Raw genomic sequence first — 19374 nt, forward strand, 5'->3', positions numbered from 1 at the left:
TTATTACTAAAAAATTCACGAAAACAATTATTTAAATTGAGCTAATTAGAACAAAAATTTGAACTTTTTAGTGAATGGGCGAGTAGGAGAAATGATTTAATTTTGCTTAGTAAAAATAAATTGTATAGAAAAACTTCCTGTAGTGTTACTAATTTTCGAAATGTTGTTGGTTGATGAGACAGACAGAATTTTGTGTAATGATCCTTCCTTCAACTAATAAAAAATTTTCAGGCACAGACAATTAGTATACAAGCGGCGAATATTTATAAATGGGGTGGAGCTTACGATAAAATATCCTCACCAATATTTTTTGAGGCAATAAGCAATATTTTTGTTTATTGTCTTTTTTTACAAAAATGTAACCCATCTGATATCAAATATTTTCTAGTCAGGTCGTGACGATAATCCAATAGCTCTTCTCCCTTCGTTTTAATTTACAAGTAAAATTCTCAAAACGATCAGATTTTGTTATGAATGATCAGACCATAATCGGAGATGACAAATATTTGATTTTCAAATATCTGTTCCATAATGAGCCAAACATGATCAATCAACGAAAAAACTGTTTTCTGGTGATTATCTATAATTGTCAACAATCCTGTGAATGATATGTTTTCAATATCATATTTCGCTTCGTCTATCTCAAGTTTATAACCTTGATATGCATAAGATTTAGAAGAAATTTTAAAAGGCGTCTGGCCGTGCAAAAAATCTTTAAATTCCATTATGAGATCGAGAAATCTGATTTGATTTCCATTTTCATTCTTTAACAAGATAGAGTATTGATTTTGTTCAAGTAATAACAAATCCTGATTATCGATCGTTTTTCCGATGATCTTTGTAATCTGAGGTCTGTGTATGGTAGTATGAATGAAAAAATCAATATCTGCTATTTTGACTTCTTTCTGTATGTCCTGATCTTTTTCGGATACTTCTCTTAACTGGACGATTTTAACAGCTTTATGCTCTGCAAATTTTTTTGCATCTGGAGTAAAACCGCTCCTTGAGACAATAATTCCGCGCTGAATGTTACAGTCATCCATTATTGAACGAAGTTTCATCACGACATCTTTATCCACTTTTTTCTTCAAATATTTACATTCGATAGCTGTTTGATAGGTTTTCAATCCATCGGATTCCGATGTTAGTACATCGATCTGATGAGACACACCGGATGCACCGATAATCTTACAACTGTGTCCGTATCCTTCAATGGTAATATTGTATTGCTTTCCTAAAGTTTCATAAATGTATTTTGTAATGTCTTCATAAAGTTTCCAATCGAGATTATTCTTTTCTTCCATCAGTTTTTAATATTCGCTAACAGGGTTATTTTGTTTTTACTCAAATATAATAACTTTGTTTCATAATGTATTGTAAATATGCAGCCGTCAGAAACCACATATCAAACTTATTCGCCATCATCTGTAATGGGGCTTTTCAGCAATTCATTGAAGCTCAACGCAACGATAAATTTGATATACATAAAAGGCAGATATTCGTTTGGTGGCGGGAAGGCATATGGTAATTATTATTACGATATTTTGTTCTCTGAATCAGATATACCTCAATATGAGTACGAATTTCTTCTTTGTTGAGGACAAAAATTGAGAATAATGAGGTTCATACTTTAAGAGGATTTATAGAAAAAAGCATAAAAAACTCTTCTATTGAGCATTGAAACAGAGCGGAACAGAAACAATTATACTAAAGTTATAAATGCAGCAATTTTGACTTTTATTGTTGGCTTTGTATTGGGAAATCTTTTTTAAATATATACTCAAAGAATTATTGTATTTTTTTTCTTATATTTTTAGAGATAATAGAATATGAATTTTGCTATTATTGTCTTAAAACTCTAAATTTAGAAATTCCATACCTAAGGCTAAAAATTAAAATTATTCAATTTTGATGGATGACAATGCTATAAAACTAGTTTACACAAATCGGGATGCAATTGCTACTAACCGCGGATTTTATTTTCAATATTTAAATCTTCTCAAAAAATGGGTACAGAACTTTATTGAGAATAACGGTAAAATTCTTCACTCTGAAGTAGGTGATGATATTCGGGAGTCAGGTGAAGAATTGGTTTTTACTCAATTAAAGTGTTACAGTAGTTCTTTTAGTTTAAACTCTAAGGAGATAAAAAATGCATTGTATATTTTCTTTTTAAACTTCCTGCGTGAGCAAAAAAATAATGTTTGTGTAAAATTTGTTTTCGAAACGAATACAGGGATAATAAAAAAAGAAAAGCTTTTAAAAAATTGGATTGAAAATTATCCATTAGCTGACGGTGATCTTAAGGATCAGTGTAACAGACGTATCGAGCATATATTGTCTGATGAAATAAAAAAGGCCAGAGGAAATAAGCTGAAGAATATTAAAAAAAATAGTGATAGGGCAGGTGAAGTTAATGGTGCATACAATCAATTATTGCTGGAGCTTAATAACAAAAATCTATTATCTTTTGTGGGATCAATTAGTTGGTGTTTTTCTGATCAGCGTCCTGAAATATCAATTGAAACCTTAGTAAAAGAAATTCAGCAATTGCTTGAAAACAGGGTTTTCGCAAAGAGGTCACCAATTGTGATCATGAACGTTTTACTTTCTGAAATCTATCGTCGCTCGCAAAACGTAGTAGTAGCAGATAGAGAATTGAATTGTTCTATAATGAAAGAGCTTCTTAAAAGCACTGATGCCGAATTCGAAAATAAGATTGATGAGCGGGTCAGCATACTTTTCCGTGAAGAATTGGAGCCAATTTACATACAGATACAAAGTCTGAAAAAGGAGCAAGTATTTCATGCGGAAAAGCTGAAATAACTTGATAATAAAGTTAATAATTGGCAGTTTTCTGTAAACCTACCAAAAGATTTAACTCTAAACCCAACATGTAATACGGTAGATTTAGTACCCCGAGATATTGAAATTGAAGAGTTAGATAGATTACTTTCAGAAAAAAAACATATTTCTATTAATGGTGTTGGCGGAACAGGAAAATCTACTGTTTCAAAATTGTATTTACAGAAATATTATGATAATTATGATCATATAATCTGGTTAAATGCAGAATTAAATTTGTTCGAAAGTATAAAATTAAACGATGTCCTTTGTGGTAACTTAAGAATTGAAATTAAGGATTTATCTAATGAAGATCTGCTAAATAAATTTGTTCTCGCTCTTAATCAGATTCCTGGCAATAATTTAATGCTAATCGATAATGCCAATAATGATGAGGCATTGTTAGGCCAGCTGCGCATGATTCGATCCTGGAACATATTAGCTAGTTCACGTATAGTTTTAAAAAATTTCGCAGCATATAAATTACCCGTCTTAGGTTTTGATGTTGTGAAACAAATATTTGCGAAGCATGTTTCTGACCCGGTGGATAAATCAACTCTATCAGAATTTTTTACTTTGGTAGGCTACAATACTTTATTAATAGAGCTCGTTGCAAAAACGATTCAGAATAGCTTGGATTTAAATCTTCAAAATTTTATTGATTATTTAAAAAATCAGGAATTGGATAATTTCGAGCTTGAAATTGATATTGAGCTTGAAGATACAGCGGGGAATGTCCAACTTTTCTCTTTTTTACAGAAAACTTTTGAACTTTCTGATATTACCAACGAAGAGCGTTATTTACTTGACTTTTTTGCTTTACTTCCTTCGGAAATTGACTTGAGGGATTTAATTGATATGGCAGGTTCTAATAATAAAAAGGAGAATACTCTTTATTTTTTAAACATGGCTAACAAGCTTTCGCAAAAGGGATGGTTGGAGAGAGATAAAAATAAGATCAGAATACACCGCATGATTCAAGAAGCAAGTATTTATAGACAACGTAAAGAAAATGCACCCTTTCAAAGCTGTATGTTCTTTCTTGCTTGGTTAATTGGAAGATTTAAAGAAGGATTTTTGACAACACCCTCGACTTCTTTGCGATTTTATAAGTACGGTATATCTATTTTAGATTCAATATAAGAACCATATCGTCAGAATTTGTATCAGCCATTACTTCATTTGGAAAATGAAGTTCTTAATGTAGATAATATGTTGCTTGGAAATCAGGATACTTTTTTAAAATGGCAAGATTTGGATCTAAGAGCAACGGCCTATTTACCAGGGAATGACCCGATTTTAGGAATTATACATATGAATTCTGCGATGTCTTTTTTCAGGAAAGGTGACGATGATCGCGGAATAGAACTTTCTTATGCTGCTATTGAGATATTGCAGAAAAATTTACCATTAGCACTTCATCCGTTAGTTAATGCAATGACAAATTTAAGCATAATCCATTCTCAAAACGATCGTTTTGAAGAAGCTCTAAAATTATTAAAAGAAATGCACATTATTCGTGAAAAATATGATATGAAAAACGATCCTTCTGCAGCTGCAGCGAGTAATGCCTTGGGATTAGCATATCAACGTTCAGGAAATTATGAAAATGCTAGTGCCCAATTTAAATTAGCGGTCCGAATGCATCAAGCACAAGATCAGAAATATAAAAATGACGCTTATTTACTAAGTATATTAAATAATTTATCCATAAGTCTTTTCCTTGAAAAAAAGCATGAAGAGTCTGTAGCGAATCAAATAGCAGCTCTAAAAATTGCTGACAATCTTAAGATTTACAATACAAAGCCATTCCGCGAAACCTTAGATACTTTATATAGTCTTTACATTAAATTAGGAAAAAAGGAAGAAGCAGAGGCTTTAAAAATTATATATGAAGGCAAATATTTTTAGGTAACTATATATTTGAATGTACCAAGTCAAAAATACTAGATGTTTATAATTAAACTGGTTATTAATATAAAGCAGTAAAACTGATGTTTTTATAATGATTTTATCAGGTAAACTTACAAATTTATAAGAAGTAAAAGCAATTATTATTCTGTACTAGAGTTGAAGGTAAATCGGAAAGAAACTAAAATCATATTAGAATTGCTATATTTAGTATCAAAAAGTTATAATTAACCAAAAGAGAAAAAAAATACTAGAACCTTGATGGGATTTCAAACCATACTTAAATGCCGATGAAATCTCTGATGTAGCACTTTTAGACTGTATATTTTAGATAGTCTAAAGATTTCAACTGAAAAAATTCAAACCATAAAATATCGAACGTTAACAGTTTGATAAATAATTTGTTATGTCTATAAAAAAAGAGACAACTAATAAATAGTTGTCTCATTAAGTGACCTTTACGAGCGTATCTTCAAACACTTTTGTTGATGATTTGATCCGTTTAAGCCAAATTGAACAGGAATTAACAATCCCTTTTTTGACATCCAATATATTTTAGTTATAAATTTTTGCAATATAATTTTAAACAATCGAAAATTGACAAAGTTTGACTTTATTTTACTTCGATTGTCTTACAATCAGTTTTACTATTCATAGAAAGTAAGATTGATTTTTTCTGTAAAAAAAAATGATACATTTAAGTATATTGTAATTTAATTCTCTTACGATTTTCTTCGCTAAACCAAAAGATTAGATTTTTATTGTCTATAAGTTATTTTCACTTATGCACCTCATGTTCATAAGCAATTTTCTAACAGTAGAATTAAGCTTGTATAAAAATTTACAATTGTTCATAGAAATTATAAAAGATTCATTCTGGTTAAAAATAATAATGTATATCGGAATAATCAGTTTGTAACGGTATCTGCTTTTGCGTTTGTTGTTAATCATAATTAATTTCAAAGGTGTTTATATGAATTATTCTACTATTTTTGTTTTCAATTAAGTTTTGGAAAGATATATTATTTTCATTACCCCAATCTTCAGCTACCGAGGATACATTGCCTCGCTGCTCGCTTAAAGATACTGCCCCAATCTTAAACTCTAAATTGTAATTTTTTCTGATCTTTTTCGTACTCTTAAAGGTAAAGAGGATAAGAATTGTGTCCTAACAAAGTTAGCAACTCCAGTTATCGGCTGGTCATTAAGTGAGACGAGGAAGGCTCAGGACACCAGTATTGCTGCCTTAAAGATGGCAAGACTCCATCGTCCTTTATAGGATCATGATAGCTTGATTTTCCATTCAGATAGAGGGATACAGTATGCGTGTACAGAATTTACATCAATAGTCGGAAAAAACATTATCCGAAGCATGAGTGGAAAGGGAAATTGTTATGACAATGCTGTAGCGGAGAGCTTTTTCAAAACTCTGAAAACCGAACTTGTCTATGAAAATAAATATGAAACTAGAGATCATGCTAAAAACTCTGTGTTTGAATACATAGAAACATTTTACAACACTCACATTTTATATCCTCTTCTGGCGTTCCCGAAACCGCATTCTCAGAATCGTTGCCTTTAGATTGAGAAAGTACAACTATTTCTGCATTTGAAAATATTGCTTTTAGGTCGACTTGGAATTGCTAAAGTACGTCAAGGGTTTTTCGTCCTAAAATGAGGTTGCTTTTTGCCCTCAGGAAGGCTACAGCCGTCAAAAGCAGTGTTGTTACCATTCCAGTACCCATGCATCGAACCGACTCTAAGCAACCAATATTTTCACAGCCAGAATATGCTTGCACAACCCGCGTTTGTCCTGATGATTGGTAAACCAGTCGCAGGTGCACTTTGACAGTTCGTCTTTGATAATCACCGTATGCTTTACATTTGTGCCTTCAACCCTTGCTTCAATATTACCGGGCTCTTTGCTTATGAAGACCACCGCGTTCTCATCAATCAGCTTTTTTGCATTCTTTAAGCGCGGATTGAGCGATAGGATACGTTCTGCTTTGAAAGGAAGGCGGCGGTAATAATGCCGACGATCGTGCAGGTCATAGCCCAACAATCCAATGGAAGAGAGTGAAGACGTTAGGTTATCCATTGTATCAAATGGAATATCGTGCTCTATAGAAAGCATTGTTAGGTCAAATTGCTCATTAGATTTCAGCAGGCTGTCCATAGCCCGTACCCATGTTTCAGACACATTAAGGGCCATGTTTTTCAGCACGTTGCCTTCTCCTGAAAAGCCTCTGTAATTATCTGGCGATAAGGCCAGGGTGAACCTCATTTCCCCCAAATCTGCCACTATTGCTACACTTTCCCCGCCTTTTGACTGGTAAATGGACATGTTTTGAAAATAGGTGGCAATGCCATCCAGCAGGCGCAAACGAGCAACGCCTCCAAAACGGATGGCGTCTTTGCTTTCAACCGGCGACCATATGTATTTATTGGCACGTTGGGTCAAATAAAATGCCCCTTTCGTCGTGCCTTTAGGGATGCTTTGGAACAATTGAACGATCTGGATCTTGTTAAGTGTGAATTTTTCCTCCATATCAGCAAGGTACAACTGCACGCTCGTGAGCCCCTTGATCCATCGTGTAGGAAGTGTTACCTTTTTTTCGGTTACGGTTCCTTTTCCGGTGCTTATGGACACATTTTTACTGCCCACGCCCAATATCATTTTTTCTTCTTTTTTAACAGCGTTCAGGCCATTCAACATCGGCTCATTAAAATCCACATTGGTTGTGCCGCTGGCAATGAATTCGCCGTTGATAGCATCTTCTAGCAAATCCAGGCGGGCATAAACACCATTACAGGAGGAAAACCCTTCAAACCGTAGCTGGCCCGTCCCTGCTGAAACGATCGGGTCGAGTAACCGGGGCGGTATAGGGGTAAACGATGAGCGTACCACTTTTGACAAGGCAAGCAGGCACCTCGACGTCAAAAAAGGCTCCGTTATGGTTCCCCAGAAAAAGCAGGGGATGTTGTTATCCTCCGGAATTTCCGACTGGTGGGACAGCACCAACTGATTAAAGCCGCCTGTGCTTGTCAATGAGGATTGCCCCCGGTATTCAATATCTAAGTCAGCTAAATCCATTTATTTTTTTATCTTATTGATAATCGGTTGCAGTATTTTCAGGCTTTGCAGTTCATTTAAAGCTACTTCTACTGACGGACCTATAGGCTTGTTCAGTTTGTGCTTCAGGTCGTAATACAATTCCAGTATCTTTTTGACGTTGCCCGGCATATTGTCCGAAAGCTTGATTTCAGGAAGTATGTATTCCAATAGTTGGAACAATGCATCGTTGTGTTTGCGTGAAATATCCTTTGTAGATTCCAGAATACTCAGCATCCTGTTAGCCGGGGCATAATGCCTGTTGATAAGCATCCCAAGCTTTGAACCCATATCATCTATTGGCAGGCGGTTTTCCTCTATGCTCCGGATCAATACTTCGCCGGCTATAGCCCTCGTATTTTTATTCTTATTGAAGATCGAGGTGGCCAGATAGATAACCGAACCTGGGTCGAGCCTGTAAAAGCTGTCCAGCATGTGATGGAGCAGGACAGGAGTTGGCCGGTAATCGAATTCCTCATCCTTATTGAAGATCGAGGCGAGGAACAACGCCAACGCCTCTGGATTCTGGGGCATCAGGCTGTACATAAATGTTACATCGGAACCATTGATATACCACGCTCCATTTTCCTCCCTCATATAAGTGTCTTTCCCGTAAATAAACGTATAAGGTACATCAGTACGTTTCGGGAACGGAATATCGAGGATGTCAGCCAGGTAATCCGTTTTTTTGTAATCTCCTAATTTAGCGTTATAATTCCCCCTGTATTTACCTTTCGTTTGAAGTCCCGGTCTATAAGGTTCTGCCATAAATGGGACATCGCCAAACGATGCCGAGAACTCATTGAAAACTGCATTCTGCTGATGTGTCCTTGCCACCAATGCCCACAAACCGGCCCAATCACGATCTTTTACAACCTGTATGTTATCTGTATTTCCTAAAGCGTAATTCAATAGCTCCCTGATATCATCATCCTGTATTTCAGGTAGTTTTTTGGTAGCCTCCTGTATATTTTCCCTCGGCATCCTGCTGAGTGCAATGGCAAGATCTGCAAGGTCGATTTTTTGGGCTGCCTTTTCGTATGCAATGATCCTTTCGGCCAAAACCACTGGGTCAACCCAGAAAGGCTGGTACGTTGGTGCGCTGAGAAAAGGCAGGGATAATTTATTGCAAATCCTTTGCTGTGCCAGTATAACAAGATCTGAACACATATGGATGTTATATGTAGCGTTGTCATTAAATCGTTTATACTTATAGACCTTATCCTCTTTTTTAAGGAAAGGGATAAACTCTTCGGAAAAATTACGGTGCCATGATTCCGACCTGTATTTATGCAGCTGCTTTATGTAAGGCTCTGACTGCTCTTTATAATCCGGTGGGAAAAGGTCTCTTTTACCTACCCAACTTTGCAACATAATCTCGAGGTCGATGGTGTTGTCTGACTTAACTGTTTTCCCCATATGAAAAAGGATGTCGCTCCATGTTTCGGGATAAACAATTTTTTCGCTTAGCCTTTTAACCGCAATAGGACTGAAGATATATTCTTCGTTGTCGTCAGACACTGCTACTGGTTCTTCTCCCGATGCATCCCGGCCCATCAATGGTTTCAGGTCGTTGGCAACTTTTCCCAGCATTTGCGAAGCATACATCGCCAGTTTTTCGCGAACTTCTGCATCTTTTCCATGTTTCAGCAAAAAGACGGAAGCCCTTTCCTGAAGCTGAAGGTCAGGGATAATGAATACATCGGCTACAAGGCCGCATATCCTGTCTTTCAGTTCCGCTTTCTTTGTGATCGCAGCATCCAGCTGGATAAGCAGCGCTTTAACGCCTCCCTTCATTTCGGCACGCATAAAAACAGGTTCTGCCCAGTTGAGGAATTCATCAAGGTCAAAATCTTTTTCACCGAAATAGGGCTTTAACGAGTCAATAGTGAAATTAACGATGGAGCTTTGTTCCGAATGCAGCAGGGGCAGGAACAGCGTCTGGTGCTTTATCACCATCTCTTTTTCCAGCTCGGACCTTAACAAGACTTTCCTTAAGTAAGCTTTCAGGTGGTTGTGCCAGTTCTTTGTCTGTACCCCGAGCACACGGATAAGCAGGAGTTCTTTATCTAATTTTCCTTCTTCGAGCAAACGCCAAAAAGCAACATCCCAAAAAACGGAAAGATCTTTAGGCCAGGCAGCGGCAGCATCACTCTCTTTGTAAATCCAGGTGGTATGGAGACTGGTTTCGTATTCAAACAGCAAAGGAAGATCCCGCTCACGGGCTACTTCATCAGTGCAGATATAATTCAGCCCATCCGAATAGATGCTGAGATATAGCGCGAACAATTCGGGATCATGTTTCACATGCCCCCATTCTTCAAGCTTTCTCAAGTGGTTATAATGAAAGAATATACTCCTGCCATCTCGCTGCCATTGCCTAAAATGCTGTAAAAGGTATCCTCCTATCCATGCCGGTTTTGCCCAATCCAACGCTTTTTTGACTTCATCAAGCTTGTGATAGGAGCGTAAAGCATCCGCCAGCTTTTCCCAGTTGCGGGTATCCGAAAGTTCGAAAACAGCAAATGCAACACAGGAGGCTACTTCATTTTCGTCGGTACCCAGCCAACCTGAGTATGTCTTTATTTCTTTTTTAAGCAAATCCTTATGCTCTTTTGCATATTTTTCAAGAAAAGGTATAATGCCGTCATAATTAGTTTCACCGATGAGCACTTTTAATTCCCTGGAGATGTTTTCTTTCGCTTCTTTAGCAGAAGCCTTTGCCGCAGTTGAGGCTTTGGCTGTTGGCACCTCCTTTGCCGCCCCGTTTTCCGAATATCCTTTTTTTATTTTTTCATTTACCAGTTTCCCTGCATCGGCAAGACAGGCTTCATCGGTATCAAAAGTTTTGATTTTGGCCTGCCCGGAAGCACCGCTTCTCCCAAAAGTTACCGTATGTGAATTCCCTGTTACTTCTATCTGCCAGAATTTGTCAGATGTATCATCAGTGTATTGTAAGCGCTTGTACATATATAATAATTAATTGGCGACTAAATATAGATAAAAAAAAATGATAACTTTCATCCACTTAAAATCTAAAAGTTCCCGATTTGGCTCAAATGTAGGATTCGAGTTGCTAACTTTATTAGGACACAGTTCTTATATTCCTTTGCTTAAAAAAATGAAGAATTAAAAAACTCGAATGCTTGAATTGAATATTTTTAAGAGTAGTGGGATAATGCACTTAAAAAAATGACGCCAACTGTCTTTAGTTGGCGCCATTTGGCAGTGTCTGTGACCTCCACGAGCGTATCTTCAAACACTTTTATAGATGATTTGGTTAAATTGGGCCAAATTAAACAAGAATTACAAAACTCATTTTTATCAAATAATTTCTTTTAGTTTATGATATTGTAAACTTTATTGCAATCCAGTTTTAAAAATGAATAACAAACTACATTGGAATAAGAAGTCTTTAATTAGCTGCGCTTGTCTTGTATCCATAGCCGAATATATATCACGATATTTGGTGGAAGATTTAGAAAAAATTTCTAAACTATCTGTTTATGTTTGCAAATCTTAGGTTTAACATTTTCGACAAAACTAAGAATCATTTTTTATTTAAGATCTTCATGTGATTTCTAATTCTATATCGTCATCTAAATTACTTGCAGGCTTTTATGGGCGTTTCGTCAGATTTTAGCTTGCTCTTTAGCAGAAGTTGAAACTTTTCATCTAAGGCTTTTGAAAAGCAGGAATTGTTTATTAATTGTGCTCTGGTGCAGATGGATATTCACTTTTATGGAACTTATTTCGGAACGGATTAACAAAGTTATAATTAAGAGCTAATTTCAATTATAAAAAATCATTTAGTTAATTTGTTTTACATTAATTTCCTCTGTAAGTAGAGTATCCATAGGCAGAAAGTGTGATGGGGACATGATAATGATTGTTATCCTTGATTTGGAATACGACTTCTATAAAGGGATAAAAGCTTTCTACATTATTATTTTTAAAGTAAGGGCTCGTAAAATAGGTTAGTTTGTAAATACCTAAATTAGATTGATCTAAAGCCAGAAAATCTGAAATTCTTCCGTTTGAATCTGTAATTTTTTCTTCAACAAAACTCCACAATTTTGATTTCTCGTTATACTTTTCCAATTTTATAGAGACTCCCGAAGCGGGAGCACCTTTAGAAATATCCAAAATGTGACTCGAAAGCTGATATTTTTTGCTTTGAGCAAAAATTCCTGTTGAAAATATTGAGAGTAGTAGTGTAAAGAGAAATGTTTTCATTTTAAAATCGATTGTATTTGAATGATTGTACTGATTATTGATGAAAATTAAAGCATAAAAGTTATCAAAGTCTTTTTTGTGCTCTAAAAATTGATTGTCTTTTCGTTGTCAAAAATGAAGCCAAATCTCTCGAAAGTCGTCGATTGTAATTTGCTTAAGAGATACTATCGGATAAATCATATTACTTCCGAAAAATTCCAAACATTGTTGGCTGATTTATTGAAATCGACTGAGAAATATTTCCAACAAATGAAAATTTCTTATTAGTATGCAAGCTAAATTTGGTGTATTGTAGTTTCAGTTTCATGAGTTCCCGATGCTTCTTTTTTTATAGAAGTGAGTAATTGGGTCGCAGCAAACGTTCCCATTTGATATCCATCATTTATTTGATATTCATATGTTTCATCAAGATATTTTGGTAAAGTACCTTCACTTATCGCAACCACTTTTCTGTTAGTATTGTTTAGGCTTCTTTTAATCAATGAGCTGTGTAAACCCATCAGTGTTTCATCACTCATGGCAAAAAAACCATCGATAGAATCATCATCCAGTAAAAGGTCTAATTTTTCTTTCACCAAATCGGCAGATTTGCAATAAATAATGTTCAATGTAATTTCAGGAAATTGCTTTATCCGGCTTTCAAATGAAACCAATCTGCTTTGTGTAATTTCTAAATTTTCATCACCAAAGATCGCAAGTATATTTTTGCATCCATGATCAATTAATTTGTCGGCGCATAATTCAGCATTTCTAACATTATCAAAAATAACAGATTGGAAAATGTTTTGAGGAACGGTTTTATCAAAAATGATAGCCGAAATTTCCATTTCCTTCAGTTTTTTTAAATGCTCACTATCCTTTGTTTCATTGGTCATGGAAATTAAAATACCGTCTACTCTAGAATTAATGCAGGTTTCCAGATGTTCTTTTTCAGTTTCAAAAGAATCGTTTGATGATAGTATGAAAAAATGATAGCCTTCCTTGTTTAATACTGACGAAATGCCGTTGATGATCGATGGTATGAAGAACATTGTTATTTCAGGAACAATAAGACCGATAACTTTTGAGGATTTCTTTCTAAAATTTACGGCAAAATCATTAGGAATGTAATTAAAGGTTTCAGCGGCCTCTTTTACTTTCATTTTCACGGCATTGCTGATGTCAGGATGATCCTTCAGTGCTCTTGATACTGTTGACGTGCTAATTTGAAGCATTTCAGCAAGATCTTTTATGGTAGTTCTTCTCATTTTTAGGTTTGACATCAATTATAGGGATAAATTAAACATATTTTTCGAATCTGTTTTTGTTAATAAATGTTAAATAAGTATGTTATTGTTGTTAAATAAAAGTTAATTTTTATAAAAGTTATTAACCGCAAACGTTTGCGCAAACGTTTGATATTTTCCATTCGTTAACAATCTGTTTAAATCCCTTTTTTGATGTCCTAAAAAAAATACTTTTGAGACATAACAAAAAACTCAAAAAAATTATGGAATCACAGGTAATAAAGAAATTACTGATTTTCGGAACGATGAATATGGCAGCATTCATGTTTTCTCAGTCTACGGTAACCGACACCATATCGCCAAGAAGTAAAACGATCGATGAGGTTGTCATCACAGGAAATTCAAATCCAAAAGCTTCTATTAAAACAAGTACATCAATCTCTACTTTGAAATCAGCTGATATTATTAATTCAGCCCCAAGAACTACGGCTGAAATTTTTAGAACAATTCCCGGAATTCGTGCTGAGTCTTCTGGAGGAGAGGGAAATTCAAATATTACCGTGAGAGGTGTTCCGGTTTCTGCGGGAGGTTCAAGATATTTATTGATTCAGGAAGACGGTCTTCCGGTGATGCAGTTTGGAGATATAGCTTTTGGAACACAAGACCAGTTTACAAGATTTGATTCTTTCGTGTCTCGTGTTGAAGCATTAAGAGGTGGTTCCGCATCTGTTTTCGCGTCAAACTCACCGGCAGGGATCATCAACTTTATTACGAAAACAGGCGAAAAAGAAGGAGGGAGTATCACTCAGCAAGTAGGATTAAATTATAAAAATTTCAGGACAGATATCGACTACGGAACAGCGCTTAGTAAAGATTTTTATATTGGTGTAGGTGGATTCTACAGAGGCGGTGACGGTCCTCGTAAAACAGGATATACTTCTAATAACGGAGGACAGTTCCGTTTATCTTTATTAAAGAAATTCGAAAAGGGAAGTGTCAGAATTTATGGTAAATACCTTGATGATCGTACTGCAGCTTATATGCCGATGCCTGTAGCAGTTTTAGGATCAGATTCAAATCCAGACTACAGCTCTCTGAACAATTATGACATCTTAACAGGTGCTCTGCAGTCTTCCAATTTTAAAAATGATGTTACGCTTGGTGCAAACGGACAGATACTAAAAAGTGATATCCGTGATGGAATGCATTCAGTCTCTAAAACAGTTGGATTGGAATTCAATTATGATTTCGGTTCTGGTTGGAAAATGGATGCAAAAGCACGATACGCTGCAAATGACGGTCAGTTTTTAGCTCCTTTTCCAGCATCTGTCGGCAGTAAATCTGAAATTTTGGAATCTGTAGCAGGATATGGAAGTGCAGTGTATGCAGGAACAAATACTGCCGTTGACAGCAATGCAAAATATATGAAAACGGTTCTGTTCAATACTACATTGAATAATTTGAACAATTTTTTCAGTGATGTCAATATCAGCAAAAAATGGAGTAAGGCTAAAATAAATGCAGGTGTCTACAACAGTTCGCAAAATATCAACCTTTCATGGAACTGGAATACTTATTTGATGGAAGTGTCTGATAATAATGCAAAATTGGTGGATATTATAAGCGGTACAGGAAATAAAATTACAGATAACGGACTTCTTAACTATGGTGTTCCTGCTTTTGGAGGAGTGAATAGAATTTATGACACCAAATACTCAGTGATCGCTCCACATGCTCAGGTAGAAATCAATCCGATTGAAAAATTAACTTTGGATATTGGAGCAAGATATGATTTTGGAAATGTGTCAGGAAGTTTTTCAGGGACGCAAAATACTACAAGAGCAATCGATATTAATCAAAATGGAACTTTCGAAACACCTGAATTAGCAGTTGAGGTTGTAAACGGAACTGTTCCAGTCGATTATAAATACGGTATTTTCGGATACTCATTTGGAGCTAACTACGCTTTAAATTCACGTAATGCAGTTTTTGCAAGAGTAAGCCAGGGTGGAAGTGCTTCTGCCGACAGAATTCTTTTTGCTGGATACAATTACACGAATAATGATGATCCTGCTTTAGATGCGGTGAAAGTTAATAAATTGAATCAGATTGAAGTAGGTTACAAATTGAGAGGTTCAAACTACTTCCTTAATACGACTTTGTTTCAGGCAAGAACAATTGAGGCAAATTACGAAGCGACAACACAGCTGAGAACAGAAAACAAATATGAATCTTTTGGATTTGAGCTTGACGGATTCTATAAGATCAATAAAAACTTTGACATCAAAGCGGGTTTAACTTATACAGATGCTGAAATCAAAAACGCAATTGATAAAACCATCATCGGAAATATGCCGAGAAGAACGCCGAAAGTAATGTATTCTTTCAACCCGAATGTGAATGTTGAAAACCTGAGTTTCGGTTTCTTCGCAGTAGGATCTACAAAAGCGTTTACTCAGGATAATAACAAACTGATAATGCCTGGATATATCATTGTAAATCCTTATGTTTCTTACAAATTACTAAAAAACCTTACCCTTAATGTAAATGCCAATAATGTCTTTAATGCTTTGGCAATCACAGAAGCAGAAGAAGGAACTTTGCAGGGAACAAACGGAATCATCAGAGCAAGAACACTTACCGGAAGAACTTTTGGAGCAAGTGTAAAGTTTGATTTTTAATGATGAATCATTATAATTTAATGATTACTGATTTAAACTAAAATAATTTTATACGGAAACTAACGGCATCATTTGCTGTTAGTTTCTTTAACGATATTCAATACTGATATGTTTACAGAAAAAGCCTTAAGAGTTATAGAAAATGCGATTTCAGATCAGGGAATTCTTGCTTCGTCTGAGAAAAAAGATAACTACGCAAGAGTGTGGTCGCGAGATTCTATGATGACCGGAATTACCGGCATTTTGATCAAAAACCAAATGATTGTCGATGGTTTGGAAAAATCAATAAAAACCCTTGCAGATCATCAGGCAAAAAACGGGCAGATTCCTTCGAATGTTTATGGTGATAAAGCAAGTTATGGGACACTTGTCGGGAGAACAGATGCAACCGTCTGGTGGATTATTGGAGCTTGTGAATATATTATTTATTCTAAAGATGAAGTATTAAAAGAAACTTTGAAGCAGAAAATATACCAAGCGTTCTCATGTCTGAAAACATGGGAATTTAATCAGCGAGGTCTTCTTTACAGTCCGTTGGGCGGAAACTGGGCAGATGAATATGTTACATCAGGTTACGTTTTGTATGACAATGTTCTTCGTTATTGGGCTTTTAAAAATGCAGCGGAAGTATACGAAGATGAAAATCTGAGATCTCTTACTGAATCAACAAAAAAACTGATAGAAAATAATTTCAGAATGAATAGTTCTGATGAAAGCAAATATCATCCAACTGCCTATCAGAAAGCCAAAGAAAAACCTTACTTATGGGCATCCCTAAACGCCAACGGCTATGATGAACGATTTGATCTTGCGGGTAATGCTTTAGCGATCTTTCTTGGATTTGATGTAGATATGGATGGGTTTACTCATTTTTTAGAAAAATTGAGTGAAGAGTTTAAACATTGGATGCTTCCTGTTTTTTATCCAATCATTTTTCCAAAGGATGCTGACTGGAATTTATTGGAAAACAATTACAGCTATGACTTCAAAAACCATCCGTATCAATTCCATAACGGAGGTTCTTGGCCAATTTATCTTGGCTGGCTTTGTTTGGGATTGAAGAAAAGAGGTTATAGCGAAATTCCTTTGAAAATTGTAAGTCAATACGATAAGCTTCTGACGGAGAAAGGTTCAGGTTTCAGAGAATATTATTCAACAGATCAGTTGATCCCTTCAGGAACAGATCAGTTATGCTTTTCAGCGTCAGGATATCTTTTGATGAAGATATAATGATGAAAATTGATTGATTGTAAACAAAAACTATTTATTTTTAAAACAGATTAAAAGATGATTGGAGATGTAATTAATTTGGAGGAGAAGCATTTGACTACCGCTGAAAATATTTACGAAATTTTAAAACAAAATGACATTCACGCCAAAAAATGGGCAGTTGGGATCTGCGGAGAAAGTGGTAGTGGAAAATCGGTTACCGCATTTGCTTTAAAAAAGGTTTTGCAAGAAAATGGGATAAAAAGTTTAGTCATCCAAATGGATGATTACTACAAGCTCCCACCGAAAACTAATCATGAGAACCGTCAGAAAAGTTTTGACAATGTGGGAATACATGAAGTTCAGTTAGATTTGATTGAAGAAAATATAAACGATTTTAAAAAAGGGAGTTCTTCGATAAAAAAGCCTTTGGTGCATTATCAGAATAACTCTGTTTCTCAGGAAATTTTGGATATTGAAGATGTTCAGGTTCTAATTATTGAAGGAACTTATATATTGAGCATTGAGGACTTTGATTTCAGTATTTTCATCGATCGCAATTATAAGGATACTCATGAAAACCGAATGAAAAGAAACCGTGATGAGCAGAGTGATTTTGTTGAGAAGGTTCTGGATATTGAGCATCAGATCATTCTTCAATTTAAAGAAAAAGCAGATGTCGTGCTTGGAAAAAATTACCAAATTGTAAAGCCATAAATCATGAATAAGAAAATAATTCCTAAGCTCAGTTTTTGGCAGATCTGGAATATGAATGTCGGGTTCTTCGGGATTCAGTACAGTTTTGGGCTTCAGCAGACCGCTGTAAATCCTTTATATTCCTTTTTGGGAGCTCATGCAGATCAGCTACCTATCCTCAATCTGGCAGGTCCTGTTACAGGATTGCTGATTCAGCCACTCATCGGAGCCATCAGTGATAAGACCTGGAGCGTGAAGTGGGGACGGCGGAAACCTTTTTTTCTGCTTGGTGCTGTATTTTGCAGTCTGGCATTGTTTATTTTTCCATTTAGTTCTTCGATATGGATGGCAGTCGGATTATTATGGATTTTAGATGCCGCAAACAATACTGCAATGGAGCCTTACAGAGCTTTTATCGGGGACAAACTTCCTGAAGAACAGCAGACCTATGGTTTTCAGATGCAGAGTTTGTTCGTCGGGGGCGGAATTACTTTGGCTAATCTATCTCTGTTTGTTTTTCAGAAATATTTTGGAGGAAGTTCTGAAGCCGGAGGGATACCTGCATGGGTTTATTATTCATTTTTTCTGGGATCTTTCTGTTCGATTGCATCCGTGGTATGGTCAGTTTATAAAACTCCGGAAATTCCTCCTACCGAAGAAGAACTGATTAAGCTAAAAGCAGAGAAAGAAAAAGATACGGTTTTTACACCTTTCGTTGATATTTTTACGGCTATTATAAAAATGCCTAAAATACTTTGGCAGTTGGCTTTGGTCTATTTATTTCAATGGTATGCACTTTTCTGTTACTGGCAGTTTGTAACGCCAATGATTAAGCAGACTTTGTATCATGTTTCTGAGGATGATGAACAGAAGGCAAATCATTTTATAGAGCTTTCAAAAAATGGACTTTCAGTATCACAGAATGATATGTCCTGGGCTAAAAACATTCTTCATTTGGTAGAAACAGCTGTAGGCCAGACAGGACTTATGAATGGTTTTTATAATTTTATTACGATGATCTCAGCATTGTTGTTGATCCCTTTTGCACTAAAATATTCCTCCAAAAACGTGTATGTTTTTTGTCTTTTTGCTACTGGAATATCCTTGCTGATCTTACCTTTCATCAACAGTGAATATTTAATATTATTACCGATGGTTTTATTTGGAATTGGCTGGGCTGCAATGATGGGACTGCCTTATTCGATGGTTTCTCCATCAATACCATCAGAAAAAAGAGGTGTATATATGGGGGTTATCAATATGATGATTGTTATCCCGATGTTAATACAGACTGTTTCATTTGGTTTTATCTACAAGAATTTTCTGGGGAGTAATCCTTCAAACGCAATTATTTCGGCTGGAGTTTTATTTCTATTGGCTTCACTTTCAGTAACCTTAATTAAGGTGAAGAAAATTAACTTGCATTATTAATTTAAATAATTTTGTAAAACACTAAAAA

General features: G+C 35.5%; 14 protein-coding genes. 9 read left to right on the forward strand and 5 right to left on the reverse strand.

From position 1 onward, the window contains the following. Window positions 1–458 precede the first annotated feature (458 nt). Entirely contained in the window at window positions 459–1304 is an 846-nt protein-coding gene (locus MQX03_RS15425) for a restriction endonuclease (protein ID WP_242804112.1), read from the reverse strand. A 78-nt stretch (window positions 1305–1382) separates the two neighbouring features. Here MQX03_RS15425 and MQX03_RS15430 point away from each other — a divergent pair, with 78 nt between their 5' ends. The 5 genes from MQX03_RS15430 to MQX03_RS15450 all read left to right on the forward strand — a co-directional run bounded on the left by MQX03_RS15430 (window position 1383) and on the right by MQX03_RS15450 (window position 6337). After that, window positions 1383–1598: a hypothetical protein gene (locus tag MQX03_RS15430; RefSeq protein ID WP_242804113.1), complete on the forward strand. Its 216-nt coding sequence runs from the start codon at window positions 1383–1385 to the stop codon at window positions 1596–1598. Between the two features lie 313 nt (window positions 1599–1911). Then, on the forward strand, window positions 1912–2826 hold the full coding sequence (locus tag MQX03_RS15435) for a hypothetical protein (RefSeq protein WP_242804114.1): 915 nt from the start codon (window positions 1912–1914) through the stop codon (window positions 2824–2826). Window positions 2827–3018: 192 nt separating this feature from the next. Next, window positions 3019–3987, forward strand: coding sequence for a hypothetical protein (locus MQX03_RS15440; RefSeq protein ID WP_242804115.1), 969 nt, complete (start codon window positions 3019–3021; stop codon window positions 3985–3987). Between the two features lie 18 nt (window positions 3988–4005). Then, the gene (locus MQX03_RS15445) at window positions 4006–4755 is read left to right on the forward strand and encodes a tetratricopeptide repeat protein (RefSeq protein ID WP_242804116.1); all 750 of its coding nucleotides are present in this window, start codon (window positions 4006–4008) and stop codon (window positions 4753–4755) included. A gap of 1372 nt (window positions 4756–6127) precedes the next feature. Then, window positions 6128–6337: an IS3 family transposase gene (locus MQX03_RS15450; protein ID WP_242804117.1), complete on the forward strand. Its 210-nt coding sequence runs from the start codon at window positions 6128–6130 to the stop codon at window positions 6335–6337. Window positions 6338–6514: 177 nt separating this feature from the next. Here the strand turns inward: MQX03_RS15450 and MQX03_RS15455 are convergent, their stop codons facing one another. The 4 genes from MQX03_RS15455 to MQX03_RS15470 all read right to left on the reverse strand — a co-directional run bounded on the left by MQX03_RS15455 (window position 6515) and on the right by MQX03_RS15470 (window position 13350). Further along, window positions 6515–7849 (reverse strand): SWIM zinc finger family protein, encoded by a 1335-nt coding sequence (locus tag MQX03_RS15455; RefSeq protein ID WP_242804118.1) that lies wholly within the window; start codon window positions 7847–7849, stop codon window positions 6515–6517. Further along, the gene (locus MQX03_RS15460; protein ID WP_242804120.1) at window positions 7850–10837 is read right to left on the reverse strand and encodes a DUF6493 family protein; all 2988 of its coding nucleotides are present in this window, start codon (window positions 10835–10837) and stop codon (window positions 7850–7852) included. It abuts the gene before it with no gap. Between the two features lie 858 nt (window positions 10838–11695). Beyond that, on the reverse strand, window positions 11696–12103 hold the full coding sequence (uraH, locus tag MQX03_RS15465; RefSeq protein WP_242804122.1) for a hydroxyisourate hydrolase: 408 nt from the start codon (window positions 12101–12103) through the stop codon (window positions 11696–11698). A 275-nt stretch (window positions 12104–12378) separates the two neighbouring features. Further along, window positions 12379–13350, reverse strand: a complete 972-nt coding sequence (locus MQX03_RS15470; protein ID WP_242804124.1) for a LacI family DNA-binding transcriptional regulator — start codon at window positions 13348–13350, stop codon at window positions 12379–12381. 242 nt (window positions 13351–13592) lie between these two features. On the opposite strand from MQX03_RS15470, the gene MQX03_RS15475 reads away from it, so the two are divergent. From MQX03_RS15475 to MQX03_RS15490, 4 genes are all read left to right on the forward strand, one after another. Further along, window positions 13593–16010, forward strand: a complete 2418-nt coding sequence (locus tag MQX03_RS15475) for a TonB-dependent receptor (protein ID WP_242804126.1) — start codon at window positions 13593–13595, stop codon at window positions 16008–16010. Window positions 16011–16118: 108 nt separating this feature from the next. Continuing rightward, complete coding sequence (locus tag MQX03_RS15480) at window positions 16119–17240, forward strand: glycoside hydrolase 100 family protein (RefSeq protein WP_242804128.1); 1122 nt, start codon at window positions 16119–16121, stop codon at window positions 17238–17240. Window positions 17241–17297: 57 nt separating this feature from the next. Further along, on the forward strand, window positions 17298–17936 hold the full coding sequence (locus tag MQX03_RS15485) for a uridine kinase family protein (RefSeq protein ID WP_242804130.1): 639 nt from the start codon (window positions 17298–17300) through the stop codon (window positions 17934–17936). Window positions 17937–17939: 3 nt separating this feature from the next. Further along, window positions 17940–19346 carry an MFS transporter gene (locus tag MQX03_RS15490; protein WP_242804131.1) on the forward strand — a complete coding sequence of 469 codons (1407 nt, stop codon included), beginning with the start codon at window positions 17940–17942 and terminating at the stop codon, window positions 19344–19346. Window positions 19347–19374: the final 28 nt, after the last annotated feature.

Origin of the sequence: Chryseobacterium aahli (assembly GCF_022699665.1) — a bacterium.
GTDB lineage: Bacteria > Bacteroidota > Bacteroidia > Flavobacteriales > Weeksellaceae > Chryseobacterium > Chryseobacterium aahli.